The sequence below is a fragment of the Bradyrhizobium sp. UFLA05-109 genome (genome assembly GCF_054185165.1).
The window spans coordinates 32,838-49,184 of the sequence record NZ_JBBIAR010000046.1 but is presented as its reverse complement, the minus strand read 5'-3'; the positions used below and the strand labels follow the sequence as shown (position 1 = coordinate 49,184).

At 64.0% G+C, this 16,347-nt stretch carries 19 protein-coding genes; 8 read left to right on the top strand and 11 right to left on the bottom strand.

Annotation, left to right across the window (positions count from 1 at the left end; translation table 11 throughout):
• Positions 1-7: 7 nt before the first annotated feature.
• From moaD to uvrC, 3 genes are all read right to left on the bottom strand, one after another.
• The gene (gene moaD / locus Q3C01_RS29270) at positions 8-259 is read right to left on the bottom strand and encodes a molybdopterin converting factor subunit 1 (RefSeq protein ID WP_458148757.1); all 252 of its coding nucleotides are present in this window, start codon (positions 257-259) and stop codon (positions 8-10) included.
• The gene (gene pgsA, locus Q3C01_RS29265; RefSeq protein ID WP_449382822.1) at positions 256-873 is read right to left on the bottom strand and encodes a CDP-diacylglycerol--glycerol-3-phosphate 3-phosphatidyltransferase; all 618 of its coding nucleotides are present in this window, start codon (positions 871-873) and stop codon (positions 256-258) included. The genes moaD and pgsA overlap by 4 nt, the downstream gene beginning before the upstream one ends.
• 94 nt (positions 874-967) lie before the next feature.
• Positions 968-3,028 (bottom strand): excinuclease ABC subunit UvrC, encoded by a 2,061-nt coding sequence (gene uvrC / locus Q3C01_RS29260; RefSeq protein WP_458148756.1) that lies wholly within the window; start codon positions 3,026-3,028, stop codon positions 968-970.
• A 254-nt stretch (positions 3,029-3,282) separates the two neighbouring features.
• On the opposite strand from uvrC, the gene Q3C01_RS29255 reads away from it, so the two are divergent.
• The gene (locus Q3C01_RS29255) at positions 3,283-3,906 is read left to right on the top strand and encodes an outer membrane protein (protein WP_458148755.1); all 624 of its coding nucleotides are present in this window, start codon (positions 3,283-3,285) and stop codon (positions 3,904-3,906) included.
• Between the two features lie 70 nt (positions 3,907-3,976).
• Here Q3C01_RS29255 and Q3C01_RS29250 read toward each other — a convergent pair whose 3' ends face one another.
• From Q3C01_RS29250 to Q3C01_RS29235, 4 genes are all read right to left on the bottom strand, one after another.
• Complete coding sequence (locus Q3C01_RS29250; RefSeq protein WP_027523068.1) at positions 3,977-4,192, bottom strand: cold-shock protein; 216 nt, start codon at positions 4,190-4,192, stop codon at positions 3,977-3,979.
• Positions 4,193-4,443: 251 nt separating this feature from the next.
• Complete coding sequence (locus tag Q3C01_RS29245) at positions 4,444-5,304, bottom strand: 23S rRNA (adenine(2030)-N(6))-methyltransferase RlmJ (RefSeq protein ID WP_458148754.1); 861 nt, start codon at positions 5,302-5,304, stop codon at positions 4,444-4,446.
• Positions 5,305-5,403: 99 nt separating this feature from the next.
• Positions 5,404-6,096: a ribonuclease T2 family protein gene (locus tag Q3C01_RS29240; RefSeq protein WP_458148753.1), complete on the bottom strand. Its 693-nt coding sequence runs from the start codon at positions 6,094-6,096 to the stop codon at positions 5,404-5,406.
• Between the two features lie 104 nt (positions 6,097-6,200).
• A complete protein-coding gene (locus Q3C01_RS29235) occupies positions 6,201-6,668 on the bottom strand; it encodes a hypothetical protein (protein ID WP_458148752.1) in 468 nt (155 codons plus the stop codon).
• 181 nt (positions 6,669-6,849) lie between these two features.
• Between Q3C01_RS29235 and Q3C01_RS29230 the strand changes: the two genes are divergently transcribed.
• A complete protein-coding gene (locus Q3C01_RS29230; protein ID WP_458148751.1) occupies positions 6,850-7,155 on the top strand; it encodes a hypothetical protein in 306 nt (101 codons plus the stop codon).
• Between the two features lie 38 nt (positions 7,156-7,193).
• The gene (locus Q3C01_RS29225) at positions 7,194-7,730 is read left to right on the top strand and encodes a DUF3617 domain-containing protein (protein WP_458148750.1); all 537 of its coding nucleotides are present in this window, start codon (positions 7,194-7,196) and stop codon (positions 7,728-7,730) included.
• A gap of 202 nt (positions 7,731-7,932) precedes the next feature.
• Here the strand turns inward: Q3C01_RS29225 and Q3C01_RS29220 are convergent, their stop codons facing one another.
• Genes Q3C01_RS29220 through Q3C01_RS29210 form a run of 3 tightly spaced genes read right to left on the bottom strand, consistent with a single transcriptional unit; the run spans position 7,933 to position 10,610 of the window.
• Positions 7,933-9,321: an ATP-binding protein gene (locus Q3C01_RS29220; RefSeq protein WP_458148749.1), complete on the bottom strand. Its 1,389-nt coding sequence runs from the start codon at positions 9,319-9,321 to the stop codon at positions 7,933-7,935.
• A gap of 21 nt (positions 9,322-9,342) precedes the next feature.
• Positions 9,343-10,071, bottom strand: coding sequence for a response regulator (locus Q3C01_RS29215; RefSeq protein ID WP_458148748.1), 729 nt, complete (start codon positions 10,069-10,071; stop codon positions 9,343-9,345).
• Positions 10,068-10,610 carry a MarR family winged helix-turn-helix transcriptional regulator gene (locus Q3C01_RS29210; protein WP_458148747.1) on the bottom strand — a complete coding sequence of 181 codons (543 nt, stop codon included), beginning with the start codon at positions 10,608-10,610 and terminating at the stop codon, positions 10,068-10,070. Before Q3C01_RS29210 ends, Q3C01_RS29215 begins: the two co-directional genes overlap by 4 nt.
• Positions 10,611-10,953: 343 nt before the next feature.
• On the opposite strand from Q3C01_RS29210, the gene Q3C01_RS29205 reads away from it, so the two are divergent.
• The 5 genes from Q3C01_RS29205 to Q3C01_RS29185 all read left to right on the top strand — a co-directional run bounded on the left by Q3C01_RS29205 (position 10,954) and on the right by Q3C01_RS29185 (position 15,316).
• Positions 10,954-12,036, top strand: a complete 1,083-nt coding sequence (locus tag Q3C01_RS29205; RefSeq protein WP_458148746.1) for a branched-chain amino acid aminotransferase — start codon at positions 10,954-10,956, stop codon at positions 12,034-12,036.
• A 245-nt stretch (positions 12,037-12,281) separates the two neighbouring features.
• Positions 12,282-12,812, top strand: a complete 531-nt coding sequence (locus tag Q3C01_RS29200) for a YegJ family protein (protein WP_458148745.1) — start codon at positions 12,282-12,284, stop codon at positions 12,810-12,812.
• Between the two features lie 53 nt (positions 12,813-12,865).
• Entirely contained in the window at positions 12,866-14,410 is a 1,545-nt protein-coding gene (gene hisS / locus Q3C01_RS29195; protein WP_458148744.1) for a histidine--tRNA ligase, read from the top strand.
• Positions 14,411-14,477: 67 nt separating this feature from the next.
• On the top strand, positions 14,478-14,732 hold the full coding sequence (locus tag Q3C01_RS29190; protein ID WP_458148743.1) for a tautomerase family protein: 255 nt from the start codon (positions 14,478-14,480) through the stop codon (positions 14,730-14,732).
• Between the two features lie 176 nt (positions 14,733-14,908).
• Positions 14,909-15,316, top strand: coding sequence for a thioesterase family protein (locus tag Q3C01_RS29185; RefSeq protein WP_458148742.1), 408 nt, complete (start codon positions 14,909-14,911; stop codon positions 15,314-15,316).
• Positions 15,317-15,429: 113 nt separating this feature from the next.
• Here the strand turns inward: Q3C01_RS29185 and proC are convergent, their stop codons facing one another.
• A complete protein-coding gene (gene proC / locus Q3C01_RS29180; protein WP_458148741.1) occupies positions 15,430-16,257 on the bottom strand; it encodes a pyrroline-5-carboxylate reductase in 828 nt (275 codons plus the stop codon).
• Between the last annotated feature and the right edge of the window lie 90 nt (positions 16,258-16,347).

Below are 16,347 nucleotides of genomic sequence, written 5' to 3'. Positions count from 1 at the left end.
CGCGACGCTAGCCGCCGGTCATCGGCGGAAAAAACGCGATCTCGCGGGCGCCGGCGATCGCCGCATTCGGCTTGACGTGGGTGTGATCGATCGCGGCGCGGATCACCTTGGGCTTCTCGAACGCATAGGCATAGGCTTCGCTCCGGCCGGAGAGCCATGCGATCAGTTCCTCGATCGTGCGCACGCTGGCTGGCGGCTCGATCGTCTCCTCCGCCTTGCCGATGCGCTCGCGCACCCAGGCGAAATACTTCACCTTCATCCCTCATCCTCCTTGATGAGGTGATGGATGCCGGCGCGGAAATAATCATAGCCGGTGTACATGGTGAGCAGCGCCGACGCCCACAGCAGGAGCAGGCCGATCTGGGTCACCACCGGCACCACCTGGTCGCCGGCCTCGCCCGCGAGCAGGAAGCCGATCGCAACGAGCTGGACCGTCGTCTTCCATTTGGCGAGCTTGGTCACGGGCACGCTGACGCGCAGCGCCGCCAGATATTCGCGCAGGCCCGACACCAGGATCTCGCGGCACAGGATCACGATGGCGGCCCACAGCGACCAGCCGTGGATGATGCCGTCGGCCGCCAGCATCAGAAGGCACGAGGCGACCAGGAGTTTGTCGGCGATCGGGTCGAGCATCCGACCGAAGGCTGACTGCTGGTTCCAGATCCGGGCGTAATAGCCGTCGAGGTAATCCGTCACCCCTGCCGCGATGAAGATGGCAACCGCCACCCAGCGCAGCCACAGCGGCCCGTCCATGATCGACTGGGCGTAGATGCAGCCCACCACCACCGGGATCGCAGCGATCCGGGCGTAGGTCAGGATGTTCGGAAGGGACATCGAGCTCTTGGTGGCCCCCCGTGTCGTGGCGATGTTCATTCGTTCTACCAATACCGCTGCCGCATCCAGGTCAACCGTCCCGGCCTCAATGAGGTGCGGAGACGACGACCATATGACTGCTGTCCCCTTTAGTTCACCCCGGCTGGGGATGGAAATACTCGAAAATCTTGCGGGCGCTTTCCGCGCTCACTCCCGGAACCTTGCCGAGATCGGCGATCGACGCCCGCTCGATCTCCTTCAGGGTTCCGAAATGATGCAGCAAGGCACGTTTGCGTGACGGGCCGATGCCCGGGATCTCCTGCAAACCGGCCTCGCGGATGTCCTTTTTGCGCAGCTTGCGGTGCGAGCCGATGACGAAGCGGTGGGCCTCGTCCCGCAACCTCTGAATGAAATAGAGTACGGGATCGCGCGGTTCGAGCTTGATCGCCTCGCGTTCCGGCATGAACAGCGTCTCGCGCCCGGCGTCGCGTTCCGGCCCCTTGGCGACCGACATCAGTGATACCTGGGTGAGCCCGAGGGTCTCGAAAATCTCCCGGACGGCGTTGAGCTGGCCGCGGCCGCCATCGATGATCACGAGATCGGGCCATTGCGGGAAGTCGTCGTCCTTGGCCTTCGTAGTTTCTTCGGGCGGACTGAGCAGCCGCTTGAAGCGGCGCTGCAGGACTTCCCGCATCATCGCATAGTCGTCGCCGGGCGTGAGCCCTTCCGACTTGATATTGAACTTGCGGTACTGGTTCTTCACGAAGCCGTCGGGCCCTGCGACGATCATGGCCCCGACCGCATTGGTGCCCTGGAGATGACTGTTGTCGTAGACCTCGATGCGTTTCGGCGGATGGGGCAGGGTAAGGGTGGCGGCCATCGCTTCGAGCAGCCGGCTCTGTGTCGCCGTGTCAGCGAGCTTCCGCCCCAGCGCTTCGCGCGCATTGGTCAGAGCGTGGGTGACGAGCTCCTTCTTCTCGCCGCGTTTCGGCGTCGAGACTTCGACCTTGTGGCCGGCCTTGATCGACAGAGCGTTGGCAAGCAGCTCGCTTTCCTCGATCTCGTGCGAGAGCAGGATGAGCTTTGGCGGTGGCTTGTCGTCGTAGAACTGCGCGAGGAACGAGCCGAGCACCTCCTCCGGTGTGAACGTCTTCTCCGCGCGCGGGAAATAGGCGCGGTTGCCCCAGTTCTGCCCGGTGCGGAAGAAGAACACCTCGACGCAGGAGAAACCGCCCTCCTGGTGGATCGCGAACACGTCGGCTTCTTCCACGGTGCGCGGATTGATGCCCTGCTGCGACTGGATCGCCGACAGCGCGGCGAGACGGTCGCGATAGAGCGCGGCGCGCTCGAATTCGAGCTCGCCGGAGGCCTTCTCCATCTCGCCGGCAAGCTCCTGCTTCACGGCGTGGCTCTTGCCGGAGAGGAAGTCGGTCGCTTCGCGCACCAGCGTCGCATAGCCCGTGAAGTCGATCTCGCGGGTGCAGGGGCCGGCGCAGCGGCGGATCTGGTGCAACAGGCAGGGCCGGCTGCGGCTTTCGAAAAACGAATCGGTGCAGGAGCGGATCAGGAACGCGCGTTGCAGTGCGGTGATGGTGCGGTTGACGGCGCCCGCGGAAGCGAACGGGCCGAAATAGCGCCCGGGCCGGGTCTGCGCGCCGCGGTGCTTGAGGATCTGCGGCGCCCAATGGTCGCCGGTGATCAGGATATAGGGAAACGACTTGTCGTCGCGGAGCTGCACGTTGAAGCGCGGCCGGAGCTGCTTGATGAGGTTGGCCTCGAGCAGCAGCGCCTCGGTCTCGGTCGTGGTCGAGACGATTTCGACCGAGACCGTCGCCGCGATCATGCGCAAGATGCGCGCCGGCTGCGGCGCGCTAAGGCGCGCGTAGTTGGAGAGGCGTTTTTTGACGTTCTTGGCCTTGCCGACATAGAGCACGTCGTTGTTCGCATTGAGCATGCGATAGACGCCCGCCGAGGTGGGGGCTAACCGCACCGCGCGCTCGATCGCGTCATGTCCGGTCGCCAGCGGGCCTTCGCCGACTGCGCCGGTCTCTTCCAGGATGTCCGGCAGCCGCGCCTCGTCCTCGTCGTCGCCGCCATTCGTCGCGGGATCGACGTCGGGCGGCGTCAGCGCCTGCGGCGAGACGTCCGGCGCTGGGCCGCGCCGCACCTTCCGCGCGCGCGCAGTGTCCGGGGTGTCGGAGGAATCGTGATCCATATTGCGAATTTAGGCGCTGGGAGTGCCGATTTGAAGTTTCACCGGGGCTGGCCAAGTGGACCGCGCGCGGTGTTCCCGGTAACGCTTCCTTAAGACTGTTAAGCGGGCGGTAACCGCGCTTAACAACCCTTTAACTTAAAACTCTCGATAAATCCTACGCGAAAAGTTCTTGGTTCCGTAACCATGCGGTTTTGCCTTGCGCGCCGGTGCATGCAGACCGCGATGGCCTTGCGGCGGTTGCGTTGGAGTGTGTGATGAAGAGGCTCGTTATGGGCGCTGTGGCTCTGGTTGCAGCGGGCTGGAGCGCTTCGGCAGAGGCCGCCGATCTCAATTACGGGCAGCGTGCACCCTATACCGTCAACCAGCCGCTCAATGCCTATAGCTGGGCCGGTCCCTATCTCGGCGCCAATCTCGGCTATGAATGGGGTTCGGTCGGCAATAATCCCGCCAAGCCGGCCGGCTTCGTCGGCGGCATCCAGGCCGGCTACAATTTCCAGAACGGCCCGTGGGTGTTCGGCCTGGAAGGCGATATCCAGGCGGCCGGCGCCGACGATACGTTCGCGCCGTGGAAGTTCTCCAATCCCTGGTTCGGAACGTTGCGCGGTCGCGCCGGCTACGCCTTCAACAACATCCTGTTCTATGGCACTGCCGGTCTTGCCTTCGGCGAGTTGCGTGCGGAGACTTTCGGCTGGACGGAATCGCACACCACGGCGGGCTGGACTGCAGGTGTCGGCGCCGAGTTCGGCATCGCGCAGAACTGGAGCGCCAAGATCGAATATCTCTTCCTCGATCTGTCCTCGAGCCAGTTCGCGATCACTGGCGTGTCGAACGGTTATAGCGCCAGCGTGGTGCGCGCAGGCGTGAACTATCACTTCTGATAGCTAAGAAGAAAATACCGGACCTAAATCTCCCGGCCTCGCGCCGGGACTTTTTTGCGTCAGGCTTCGCCTAAGAAAGGATCACCAGGTTGACCGCCTTGGGTCCCTTGCCCTTCTTGTCCGGCTCGACTTCGAAAGTGATACGCTGTCCTTCGGTGAGGTCCTTCAGTCCCGCCCGCTCCACCGCCGTGATGTGAACGAAGACGTCGCGACCGCCGTCGTCCGGCTTGATGAAGCCGTAACCGCGCTCGCCGTTGAAAAACTTAACCGTGCCCGTCATGGCCATCGGGACTCCTCCCCCGCATTGCTCCTCCGCCGTGATGCAGTCCCGCACCTCGGCATGACCGGACATACGAGCCCGGGGAGCTGGCCACCCTTGGGCGGACGCGTCAGTCCGCCTGGATCCTTGTTAGGCCTTCACTCCGCCGCAACCATTCGCGGAAGCGGAACGTAAAGCCAGTCACGGGGCACAGCATAATACGGTTCTTTGCGGATTGACTACCGTTCATGCATAGTTTTCCCAATAGGTGTACTACTTTAGGGCTTTGGTACCTCCAGGCGGAAACGGGCCGCGCCGCCCTGGCCCAGCGGCTTTTCGAGCTCCGGCAGGATGGTCTTGAGCTCGCTCTGCAGCGTAAAGGGTGGGTTGACGATCAACAGCCCTGTCGTGACGAGTGGCGCGTCGGTACTTTGCGGTGCGACGCTGAATTCGAGCCGCAGGCATTTGCCCTGAGGTTTGGCTGCGGCTGCGGCCCGCGCCACCTGTTGCGCGAGCGCGTCGGTCGCGCGCCTGGATTTGGCGGGATACCAGATCACATAGATGCCGGTCGGCCACTTTGCGAACGCTTCCGAGAATGTCTCTCCGAGCCGCTCGAACTCGTCCTTGGCCTCGAAGGGTGGGTCGATCAGCACCAGACCGCGCCGCTCCTTCGGCGGCACGAAGGCCGGCAGCGCAACCCAGCCGTCGAGATCGACCACGCGCGCCTGCGTGTCGCGGCGCAGCACATCGATCAGCGCCTTGCGCGCCTTCGGCTCGAGCTCGCAGGCGACGAGGCGGTCCTGCGGCCGCAACAGGCCACGCGCGATCAGCGGCGATCCGGGATAGGTCTTCAATTCGCCGCGTGGATTGAAGGCGCGGACGATGTCGAGATACGGCTTTGTGAGTGCGGCGACCTCGTTGGTCAGGCGTGCCTGCATGACGCGCGCGATGCCGGTCAGCCACTCGCCGCTGCGGCGCGCCTCCTCGCCTTCGAGATCGTAGAGGCCGGCGCCAGCATGCGTGTCGATGACGCGGAATGCGGCCGGCTTGTCCTGGAGGTAGATCAGGATACGCGCCAGCACGATGTGCTTGATGACATCGGCGAAGCTGCCGGCGTGAAAGGCGTGGCGGTAGTTCATCTCGGACAGTTACGACATCGGGCGATGAAAGTAACTGCTGTCGTTGCGCACAAGGCGCCTCGCGTCGTTCCGCAATCACGAGGATGCAGACCTGCGATTTCAACCGCCGCGGATCGGCGGCATCGTCACCTGATCGCGGCGGCAGGCGCGGCGGTCGAGCTCCTCGCAGGAACGGAATTGCAGGTCCTTGTTCAGGCAGATGCGCACCTCCGACAGCCGTGTCCGGTTGCACGTCACCGAAACGCCGGAGCTGCTCAGACCCGGATTGGCCTTGATGAAGGCCTCCTCGACATCGGCGGGCGATACGGTCTTGGGCTGCGACAGATCGAGGTATTCGGCAGGAATCTTGATGACCGCGCGCGCTTTCCGGATGGTCTCGAAGTAATTGCGGTCCGTCAGGCCCGAGCAGGTGCCGTGCTTGTCCCATTCGTTGAAGATCAGCCCCGGCGCCGGCATCAGATCGAGCATGGAAGAGACGATGTTGCGGTTCAGCCGCGGCGCCGGCCGTTGGCAGAATTCCGGAAAGCCGTTCTCATATTGCGGCCACAGGCCGTGCACCACGAAGGCGTAGGGCCGTCCTCCGCACTGGATCTGGGAGCGGCCGCCGCGCTCGGCTGCCTCCTCGCAGAACGACGGCGACCAGGACAGCGACAACACGTAGAAATCAAACTCGCCGGGCGCATTCTGCCGCTTGTCCTGCGCCATTGCGTTGCCCGCCAGCGCAACGAGGCCTGCGGTGAGCAGGAGGGAGATCAGGAAACGGGACAGGGAATGCAATCTGGAATAAAACATGGCGACGCCTTTCAACTAGACTGTGCAAGAGAGCCTAGCAGGCGGCAAGAACATTTCAAGAACAAAATTGACGCCGCCGCTTTGGCGCGTACGATTCGCCCGAATCAGGGTTTTGCCGACCGGCAGACGGGATTGTATGCCCAGTTGCGGTCGAGACCGACCACGCACCATTCGACGCCCTGGCCGAACCCGGCAAAGCCACCGTCCTCGATGATCGAGAAATGCACCTTGCGCACCTTGCCGTCGCTGAGCATGGCCTCGCCCGTGCAATAGCGGCGCGGAATGTTGTCGGACTGCCAGGGCCGGAAGGCGGTCTCGTGGATGCCGGCGAAGCCCGTGATCTTCAACGAAGAATTCCAGAAGGAGCTTTCCTTCTCCCAGAACTGGGTGGCAATCGTGGGCAGCGCCTTGTCGCAGTCGGCGACGCGGCCGTCATAGCGCGGCCCATCCAGCCAGAAGTTCAGCTCCAGCGGATTGGCTGCCTTGGCCTCGCTGAGCGACAGCGCCCCCAGAACGAGGCCGAAGACCGCGGCAAAGCGGAGCGATTTCAGGGAGGTGGCGAGGTCGCGCATGGGCAATCCAGGAGGCATGGCTACAGGCACCCGACCGTGCCGTGAAGGGGAGGAGAGGTCAAGTGCAGCACGGCAACACTCGCCGACGAGTTACACGTAAGACCGCGTTCCGCAGGCCTTCCGTTCTTTTCAGCGCGCTCGCGGCGCCGTAGACTGGCGCCAGCCAAATGGAGTGACGGGAATGCGAATCATTGCGGCCGCGAGCCTTGTTGCCAGCCTGGTTGTCTCGGGACTGCTGGCGAGTGCGCCGGCGCGCGCCGACATCCTCCCGCTGCCCCCCTTCAAGGGCAACGACACCGGCGGCATCATCGCCTATTCGATGGCGACTCAGGTCGATGCGCGGCAAGTCGCGGTCGACCACTGCGCGCGTTACGGCAAGGTGGTGAAATTCCTCGCCGTGCAGCCCTATGATGGCGGCTACATCTCCTTCTCCTGCCGCTGGGTGCCGTATGGCGCGACCGAGCAGCCGCTGCGCACGCTTTACTGATCCTTTAAGACCGCAAGCGGCGACCGGGAGTTTGGCGCATGACGCGAGGGCCTGTTGTTTTCTGCGTTAGCCTCTTCGCGCTCGCGGTGTCGGCGACGACGGTTGCGCATGCGGTGGATCTGCCGGTGCGCAAGGCCGGCCTCTGGGAAATGAAGATGCTCCGGTCCGGCGGGCCGATGCCGGAAATGACCATGCAGCACTGCACCGACGAGAGCGTCGACAAGGAGATGAACAACAACGTCTCCCCGATGGCCAAGCAGATCTGCACCAAGCAGGACATCCAGAAGACCGCCAGCGGTTACGTCAGCGATTCCGTCTGCAACGTCGCTGGCGCCACCACGACCTCGCATGCCGAAATCACCGGCGACTTCAACACTGCCTATACGGTGAAGAGCACCGCGCACATCCAGGGCGGCGTTGCCGGAACTGCCGGGCACGACTCGACTACGACGATCGAGGCCAAGTGGCTCGGCCCGTGCAAGGCGGACCAGAAGCCCGGCGACATCGTGATGCCCGGCGGCTTCAAGATGAACGTCAAGGACGCCGCGAAGCTGAAGGATCTGCTGCCGAAGTAGCTAAAGCATGATCCGGAAAAGTGTGAAGCGGTTTTCCGAAAAGATCATGCTCAAACAACAACCTAAAGCGCGATGATGATTCAGCCGAATCTCATCGCGCTTTTGGCTTGTAGCCCGGATGGAGCGAAAGCGAAATCCGGGGCCGGTCTGTCGTCGCCCAGCAGAATTCCGGATGCGCTGGGCTCCATCCGGGCCACGCAGCTTACACCGGTATCCGCACCGACGCCCGCAATCCGCCCATCGGGCTGTCGCCGAGCGTGATGTCGCCGCCATGCGAGCGGGCGATGTCGCGGGCGATCGCAAGGCCGAGGCCGGTGCCGCCTTCGTCCTGGTTGCGGGCGTTGTCCAGCCGCAAGAACGGCTTGAACACTTCCTCGCGCAAATGCGTGGGGATGCCGGGCCCGTCGTCGTCGATGGTGACGGTGAGGTAACGGTGATCGCGCTGGCCGGTGATGGCGATCGTCTTGCCGTAGCGCGCCGCATTGGTGACGAGGTTGGCGAGGCAGCGCTTGAACGAGGCCGGCTTCACCGTCACCACGGGCAGGCCATTGAACGCGACGGTCGCGGTGTGGCCGTGGCGCTCGGCATCGCTGCGCAATTCCTCGAGCGCCTGCGCCATGTCGGTCGGCTGCGACTGCTCGCCGGAATCGCCGCGCGCGAAGGCAAGGTAGTCCTCGAGCATCATCGACATCTCGTCGACATCCTTGCGCATGCCCTCGAGCTCGGGATTGTCGCCGATCAGGGCCAGCTCCAGCTTGAAGCGAGTCAGGATGGTGCGCAGATCGTGGCTGACGCCGGCCAGCATCGCGGTGCGCTGCTCGATCGAACGCTCGACGCGCGATTTCATTTCCAGAAACGCCATTGCGGCACGCCGGACCTCGCGCGCACCGCGCGGGCGGAAGTGGGGCGCATCGCGGCCCTTGCCAAAACTTTCGGCAGCGTCCGCAAGCTTGAGGATCGGCTTGATCTGGTTGCGCAGAAACAGCACGGCAACGATCAAAAGGATCGACGAAGTGCCGACCATCCAGAACAGGAAAATCTCCGAGTTCGAAGCATAAGCCGCGCTACGCTGCGCGAACACGCGCATGATGGCGTCGTCGAGCTGGATGCGGATCTCGACGACGTTGGAGCGGCCGACGGTATCGATCCAGAACGGGCGTCCGATCTGGCGGCCGAGCTGCACCGAGAGCGTCTGGTCGAGCAGCGAGAAGAACGGCTTTGGTCCTGGCTGCGGCATGTCGCCGGCGGGCAGGAAGTCCACCACCAGCCCCAATCGCTGCTGGGCGATGCGTCGGATCTGGTCGCGGTCCTTGTCCTGCGGATAGCCCTTGTAGACGTCGATCAGCGCGGCGACGTCCTGCACCACCGCTGCCGACAATCTTCGTGTCACCGTGTTCCAGTGCCGCTCCATGAACACGAAGGCGACTACCGATTGCAGCACCACCATCGGGACGATCATGATCAGGAGTGCGCGGGCATAGAGGCCGGTCGGCATCCAGCCCTTGAACGCGTTGCCCATCCAGCCATTGGCTGCGGACACGCGGTCGGCGGCGCTCCTCAGCAGCGTCAGGCCGGTATCGATTGTACTCATCGCGTCCGCTTCATCCGGTCTCTATGGCGAGGCCACCAGCCGGTAGCCGATGCCCCGCACCGCCTGGAGGAACAGCGGATTGGCGGGGTCACGCTCGATCTTGCGGCGCAGGCGGTTGATCTGCACGTCGACCGCGCGCTCGTTGACGCTGCCATTGCCGGTCAGGGCTGCGCGCGGCACCGTCTCGCCCTGGCTGTCCGCGAGGATGCGCAGCATCTCGCGCTCGCGGTCGGTCAGGTGGATGACCTCCTCGCCCTGGCGCAATTCGCCGCGATCGAGATGGAAGACGTAAGGGCCGAACGCGATCTTCTCGATCGTGGTGACCTGCGGCGGGGCGGTACGCTTGAGGATGTTGTTGATACGCAGTGCAAGCTCGCGCGGCTCGAAGGGCTTTGCCACATAGTCGTCTGCGCCGATCTGCAAGCCCTCGATGCGGGCTTCCGCCTCGTGGCGCGCCGTCAGCATCACGATCGGCACCGAGGAGGATGTCCGGATGAAGCGGGCGAGTTCGAAGCCGGTCTCGCCGGGCATCATGACGTCGAGGATCAACAGATCGAAATGCAGGCCCATGAGCTTGGCGCGGGCATCGCTCGCGCTGGCGGCGGTCGAAACGCGATAGCCTTCTGCGGCGAGGAAGCGCGACAGAAGATCGCGGATGCGGCGGTCGTCGTCGACGAGCAGGATATGCGGTGCGTCGTCGGCGGGCTCCACCGGCGGACGGGCGAGCGTGGCTGCGAGCGGCACGGTCACTCCTTTGTGGCTTGGTTGACGTTGGCGAAGATCGTCTCCAGCACCTTGTCGGGATCCTCGCGGTCGATCATCGCGCGCAGGAAGCGTTTCACGGTCTCGGCGTCCTGCGGGCCGATCTCGGTGAGTGCCCGGTTGATTCGCGTGGTCTGGAGTCCGGCGAGCTTCTGCACCAGCGCCTCGCCCTTCGGTGTCGCATAGAGCAGGCGCTGACGGCGGTCGTTATCGCCGGTCTTCTGCACGATATAGCCCTCATCGAGCAGTTGCTTGAGCACGCGCCCGAGCGACTGCTTGGTGATGCGCAGGACGTCGAGCAGGTCGGCGACCTTGAGGCCGGGATAGCGGTAGACGAAATGCATGACGCGGTGATGGGCCCGGCCGAAGCCGAACGCCTCCAGTTCCTGGTCGGGATCGCCAACGAAATCGCGATAGGCGAAGAACAGGAGCTCGATGATATCCCAGCGCAAATTGCCCGCATCGCTTGCTGCCGGCTTGGTCTCGGCGGCATCGGGGGAGGGGTGTGCGAAATTTATGTCAGGCATATTGACGTATCTTGGGTTCAATGTTACAAAACGATCGGCCCGGACGAAATTTTAGATCGCTTCGTTCGGGAATGATGTTGTCCAAAGCGGCCGGGGAAGTGCCGGACAGGCAGCGCCGGCCGGACCAGATCTACCGTGCGATTGTCGAGCGGCATGTCGGCAAAACATACTGGACTTCCGCCCTCCGCAAAAGCATGTCCTGTCGCGACATGCTGGCCACGGGAAACCGGCCGTAACAAGGCTGGTCACGGTCGGGGCCAGACCTGGTTAAGTTATCAAGCCCGAAAGAGGCAGGCCGGCGCGATTCCGCGCGCCGATTGCGACAGCGGGAGGCAAGGGAAAAATGAGTCTGAAATTCGAAATCCAGCCTGCCACCACTCCGACCTCCGAGGCGGAGCGCACGGCAAAGCTTGAAAACCCTGGCTTCGGCCGGGTGTTCACCGACCACATGGCCGTGGTCCGCTACAGCCAGGCCAAGGGCGGTTGGCATGATGCGCACGTCGAAGCCCGTGCCAATTTCCAGCTCGATCCGGCCGGCGCCGTCCTGCACTACGCCCAAGAGATCTTCGAGGGCCTCAAGGCCTACAAGCGCGACGACGGCGGCGTGAACCTGTTCCGCCCCGACGCCAATGCGCGGCGATTCAAGAACTCGGCCGAGCGCATGGCAATGGCGCCGCTGCCCGAGGACGTCTTCATCGACGCGGTCGAGCAGCTCGTGCGGATCGACCGCGCCTGGATCCCGGGCGGCGAGGGCAGCCTTTACTTGCGGCCATTCATGATCGCCAACGAGGTCTTCCTCGGCGTGAAGCCGTCGGCGGAATACATCTTTGCCGTGATCGCTTCGCCGGTCGGCTCCTATTTCAAGGGCGGGCCTGCGCCCGTCTCGATCTGGGTGTCGGAGAACTACACGCGTGCCGCGGTCGGCGGCACCGGCGCCGTCAAGTGCGGCGGCAACTACGCCGCGAGCCTGCGCGCGCAGGCCGAAGCCATCGAGCATGGCTGCGACCAGGTCGTGTTCCTCGATGCGGTCGAGCGCCGCTATATCGAGGAGCTCGGCGGCATGAACATCTTCTTCGTGTTCGACGACGGCTCGCTGATCACCCCGCCGCTCGGCACCATTTTGCCGGGCATCACCCGCGACTCCATCATCGCGCTTGCCAGGGACGCCGGCACGGTGGTGCGCGAGGAGCCCTACGCGATCGACCAGTGGCGCAAGGATGCGGCCAGCGGCAAGCTGAAGGAGGCTTTCGCCTGCGGCACCGCCGCCGTCATCTCGCCGATCGGCAAGGTGTGCTCGGCGAGCGGCGACTTCCTCATCAGCGGTGGCGCCGCCGGCCCGGTCGCCATGGGGCTGCGCAAGCAGCTCGTCGACATCCAGTACGGCCGGACCAACGACCCGCACGACTGGATCCGAAAGGTCGTTTGAGTGGCGGCGGAATCTTTCCGCCGCTCTCCCACGTTTCGTTGGGGCTTCTGTTCCAGCAGCATTCTCCGTCATGCCCGGGCTCGTCCCGGGCATCCACGTCGTTAGCGTCGCCCGTGCAGAAGCGCGTGGATGGCCGGGACAAGCCCGGCCATGACGAGTCTTGCCGCACGTGCGGACCCTTATGAACGCACTCACGCGACCGCGCGACAAAGCCCCAGACAACGAGGCATTTGGACAGCGCGATCATGGCTCCCACGCTCACTCAACCCCTGAAATGGGCAGTGCTCGCTGCCATCACCGGCATCTCGGTCTTCGGCATTCTGGCGATCGGCCCCGTGCCGGAGGTCGGGGCCCAGGACCGTTCGCCGGTTATCGACGTCCGCTCCAGCAATCCCGAGATGAACGCCGCGATCGCCCGTGCGCGCAATACGCTGCCGACGTTCTGGGCGTCCTACGATGCGCCAAAGCCGACGGAGACCGGGCATTCCCTGAAGGTGCGCTTCCCGACAGCGGGCCGCAACAGCGCCGAGCACATCTGGATGGACGACGTGAAGAAGCTTCCCAACGGCACCTATTCCGGACGGTTCGCCAACCGCCCGCGCGACCTGCCGGGCAAGCGGGAAGGCGACCTCGTCGAGTTCGCCGACGCCGACATTTCGGACTGGATGTTCATGCGCAACGACAAGATCGTCGGCGGCGAGACCATCAAGCCGCTCCTCAAATCGATGCCGAAGGCCGACGCCGACGCGCTGCGGGCGCGGATGGAGCAGCCGTAGGCGGGGGCACCGACCGGGTTGCCGCATGGCGCGTCGGCTGGTAAACGCCGCGCATGGCCGAAAAACCCAAAAAACCCCTGAAACTGAAGGCGCGCCTGCCGCGCGGGCTGGAGGATCGCGATCCTGCTGCGATCAAGGCCACGCGCCAGATGGTCGAGAAGATCCGCGCCGTCTACCAACTCTACGGATTCGAGCCGGTGGAAACGCCGGCCATGGAATATACCGACGCGCTCGGCAAGTTCCTGCCGGACCAGGACCGTCCGAACGAGGGCGTGTTCTCGTTCCAGGACGATGACGAGCAGTGGATCTCGTTGCGCTACGACCTGACCGCGCCGCTCGCGCGTTACGTCGCCGAGAATTTCGACACGCTGCCAAAGCCCTATCGCAGCTACCGCGCCGGCTACGTCTTCCGCAACGAGAAGCCCGGCCCCGGCCGTTTTCGCCAGTTCATGCAGTTCGACGCCGACACGGTTGGCTCGGCCACGCCGGCCGCCGACGCCGAAATGTGCATGATGGCCGCCGACGCTATGGAAGCGCTGGGGATTCCCCGTGGCAGCTACGTGGTGAAGGTGAACAATCGCAAGATGCTCGATGGTCTGATGGAGACCGTTGGACTTGCGGGCGCAGAGAATGCGGGACGTAGGCTTACGGTACTTAGAGCGATCGACAAGCTGGACAAATTTTCCTTGGACGAAGTCTGTAAATTGCTGGGCCCCGGCAGGTGGGATGGCGGTGAGCCTGGCAAGGGCGACTTCACCAAAGGGGCAGGCCTTGACGACGTTGGAATATCTCGCATCGTTAATTTCACTGGGTGGGGAGAACCTGGCTCCGGCGCGCAAAGCCAATTATCGAGCAACGCCGTGACGATCGCGAATTTCGAAACGCGTGTCGAAGACAATGCGTTGGGGCGAGAGGGAATTGCCGAGCTTTCTCAAATCAGCGAGCTTGTTGGTTCGGCTGGATATGACGATGGTCGCATCCGTATCGACCCCTCCGTCGTCCGCGGCCTCGAATATTACACTGGCCCAGTCTACGAGGTCGAACTTCTGCTCGACACCAAGGACGAGAAGGGGCGCCCGGTTCGCTTCGGCTCGGTTGGCGGCGGTGGCCGTTATGACGGCCTCGTCTCGCGCTTTCGCGGTGAGCCGGTGCCGGCGACAGGTTTTTCGATCGGCGTGTCGCGGCTTCAGGCTGCTCTGACGCTGCTCGGCAAGCTCGACACGCGGCTCGAATTCGGGCCCGTCGTCGTCACTGTGTTCGATCGCGACCGCGTCGCGGACTATCAGAAAATGGTCAGCGTCTTGCGCACCGCGGGCATGCGCGCCGAGCTCTATCTCGGCAACCCGAAGAACATGGGCAACCAGCTCAAATATGCCGATCGCCGCAATTCGCCTTGCGTGATCATCCAGGGCTCCGATGAAAAAGCCCGCGGCGAGGTGCAGATCAAGGATCTGATCGAAGGCGCCAAGGCCGCGGCCGCGATCGCCTCCAACCAGGAATGGCGCGAGACGCGCCCGGCGCAGTTCTCGTGCAGCGAGGCTGACCTCGTCGCGAAGGTGCGCGAGGTGCTGGCGCGCCATGACGTGAGCTGGGGTTAGCTATTCGCGATAGCCGTCATGCCCGGGCTTGTCCCGGGCATCTGCGTCCTATTTGATGCGAACGACCATGAATGACCGGGATGTGCCCGGTCCTCGCGAAAGCCGCAGGGAGAAGACGATGCCCGAGATCACCATCAGCATGGCCGAAGGCCGCACCGACGAACAGAAGGCCGGCATGATGCGCGACATCACGCAGGCGCTGGTGAAGAATCTCGGCGTCGATGCCGATGCCGTCGTCATCCAGATCAACGAAGCTCCGCTTCGCCACAAGATGAAGGGCGGCAAGACTTTCGTGGAGCGCGCGGCTGCCGCGAAGAAGTAGTCTTCGCTCGCGCGGCAAACACAGCCGTCGTCCTGGCGAACGCCAGGACCCATAACCACAGGGAGTGGCTGTGGGCGTAAGCTGTTAATCGGCAGCCTTCGCAAAATTTGATCCTGTGGTTATGGGTCCCGGATCTGCGCTTCGCTTGTCCGGGACGACATCGTGTGTGAGGCACCATGGACGCACGCGAGTTCATCAAGATCGGCATGAGCGCGGAGCGCACGCTGGTTGTGCCGGCGGAGCGCACGGTCGGGCATTTCGTGCCCGGCATGCCGATGGTCTATGCGACGCCGATGATGATTTTGGAGATGGAGATGACCGCGGGCGATGCGATTCGCTCTGCGCTTCAGCCGGGCTGGGTCACGGTCGGCACGGAGGTCGACATCCGCCATCTCGCGGCAAGCCTCGTCGGCGCGACGGTGCGGACCACTGCGAAGGTAATCGCGGTCGAGCGCCGCGTGATCCGCTTCGAGGTCGAGGCGTTCGAGGGCGCGCGCAAGCTCGGCGAAGGCCGCCACGCTCGCGGCCTCGTCAATGTCGAGACGTTCAATAAGCGGCTCGGCGCGTCAGAGAAGAACGCGTAAAGCGGCGATGCCGTAGAGTGGGCAAAGGCGCTCTTGCGCCGTGCCCACCATCTCTCCAAGTGTGCGACAGAAATGGTGGGCACGCTCCGCTTTGCCCACCCTACGGCATCGAGTTATTTGGCAAGCTCTTTCGACCGACGCGTCGCGGCCGCAATCGCACGGATCATCAGCTCGCGCAGACCGGGCTCGCCCATCAACACTTCGAGCGCCGCGGCGGTGGTGCCGCCGGGTGAGGTGACGTTCTGGCGTAGCGTGCTCGATGCGAGTTCCGAGCGGTGCAGGAGCTCACCTGCTCCTGACACGGTCTCGCGCGCGAGTTTGGTTGCGAGCGCTTCCGGCAGGCCGGCCTCGACGCCGGCGCGCGCGAGCTCTTCGGCGAGCAGGAAGACGTAAGCAGGGCCCGAGCCGGAGACGGCGGTGACCGCATCCATCAGGCCTTCATCCTCGACCCATTCGACCGAGCCGGTGGCGCGGAGCAGCGCGTCGGCGACTGTGCGCTGCTTGTTGCTGACATTGTTTGCAGCTACGGCAACCGTGATGCCACGGCCGATCGCGGCAGGCGTGTTGGGCATCGCGCGCACGACGGCGCCGCCGCAAACCTCTTGCAGCGAGGCGATCGTGGTTCCCGCCATGATCGAGACCACCGAGGTGTCTGCGGACACATAGGGCTTCAGCTTGGCGCCGGCCTCGCGGAAGGATTGCGGCTTGACCGCGACGACGAGCGTCTCGACGCTTCCGGCGCTCGTCACATCCGGATTGAGCGCAATGCCCTTCGCAGCGAGCGCGCTGATCTCCGGCGACAGATGCGGCTCGATCACCGCGACGCGGCGCGGATCGAGGCCTTGCGCCAGCCACCCGGTCAGCATCGCGCCGCCCATCTTGCCTGCGCCGGCGAGGAGAATGGTGCCGGTGATCTCTTTCAAGGCGCTGTTGTTTGCCATCGCTATTGCCACTCACTCAGCGTCGTCCCGGCGAAAGCCGGGACCCATTACCCCGAGTGGTTCTAGTGGATGGAGGGCAGAGCAACAAGC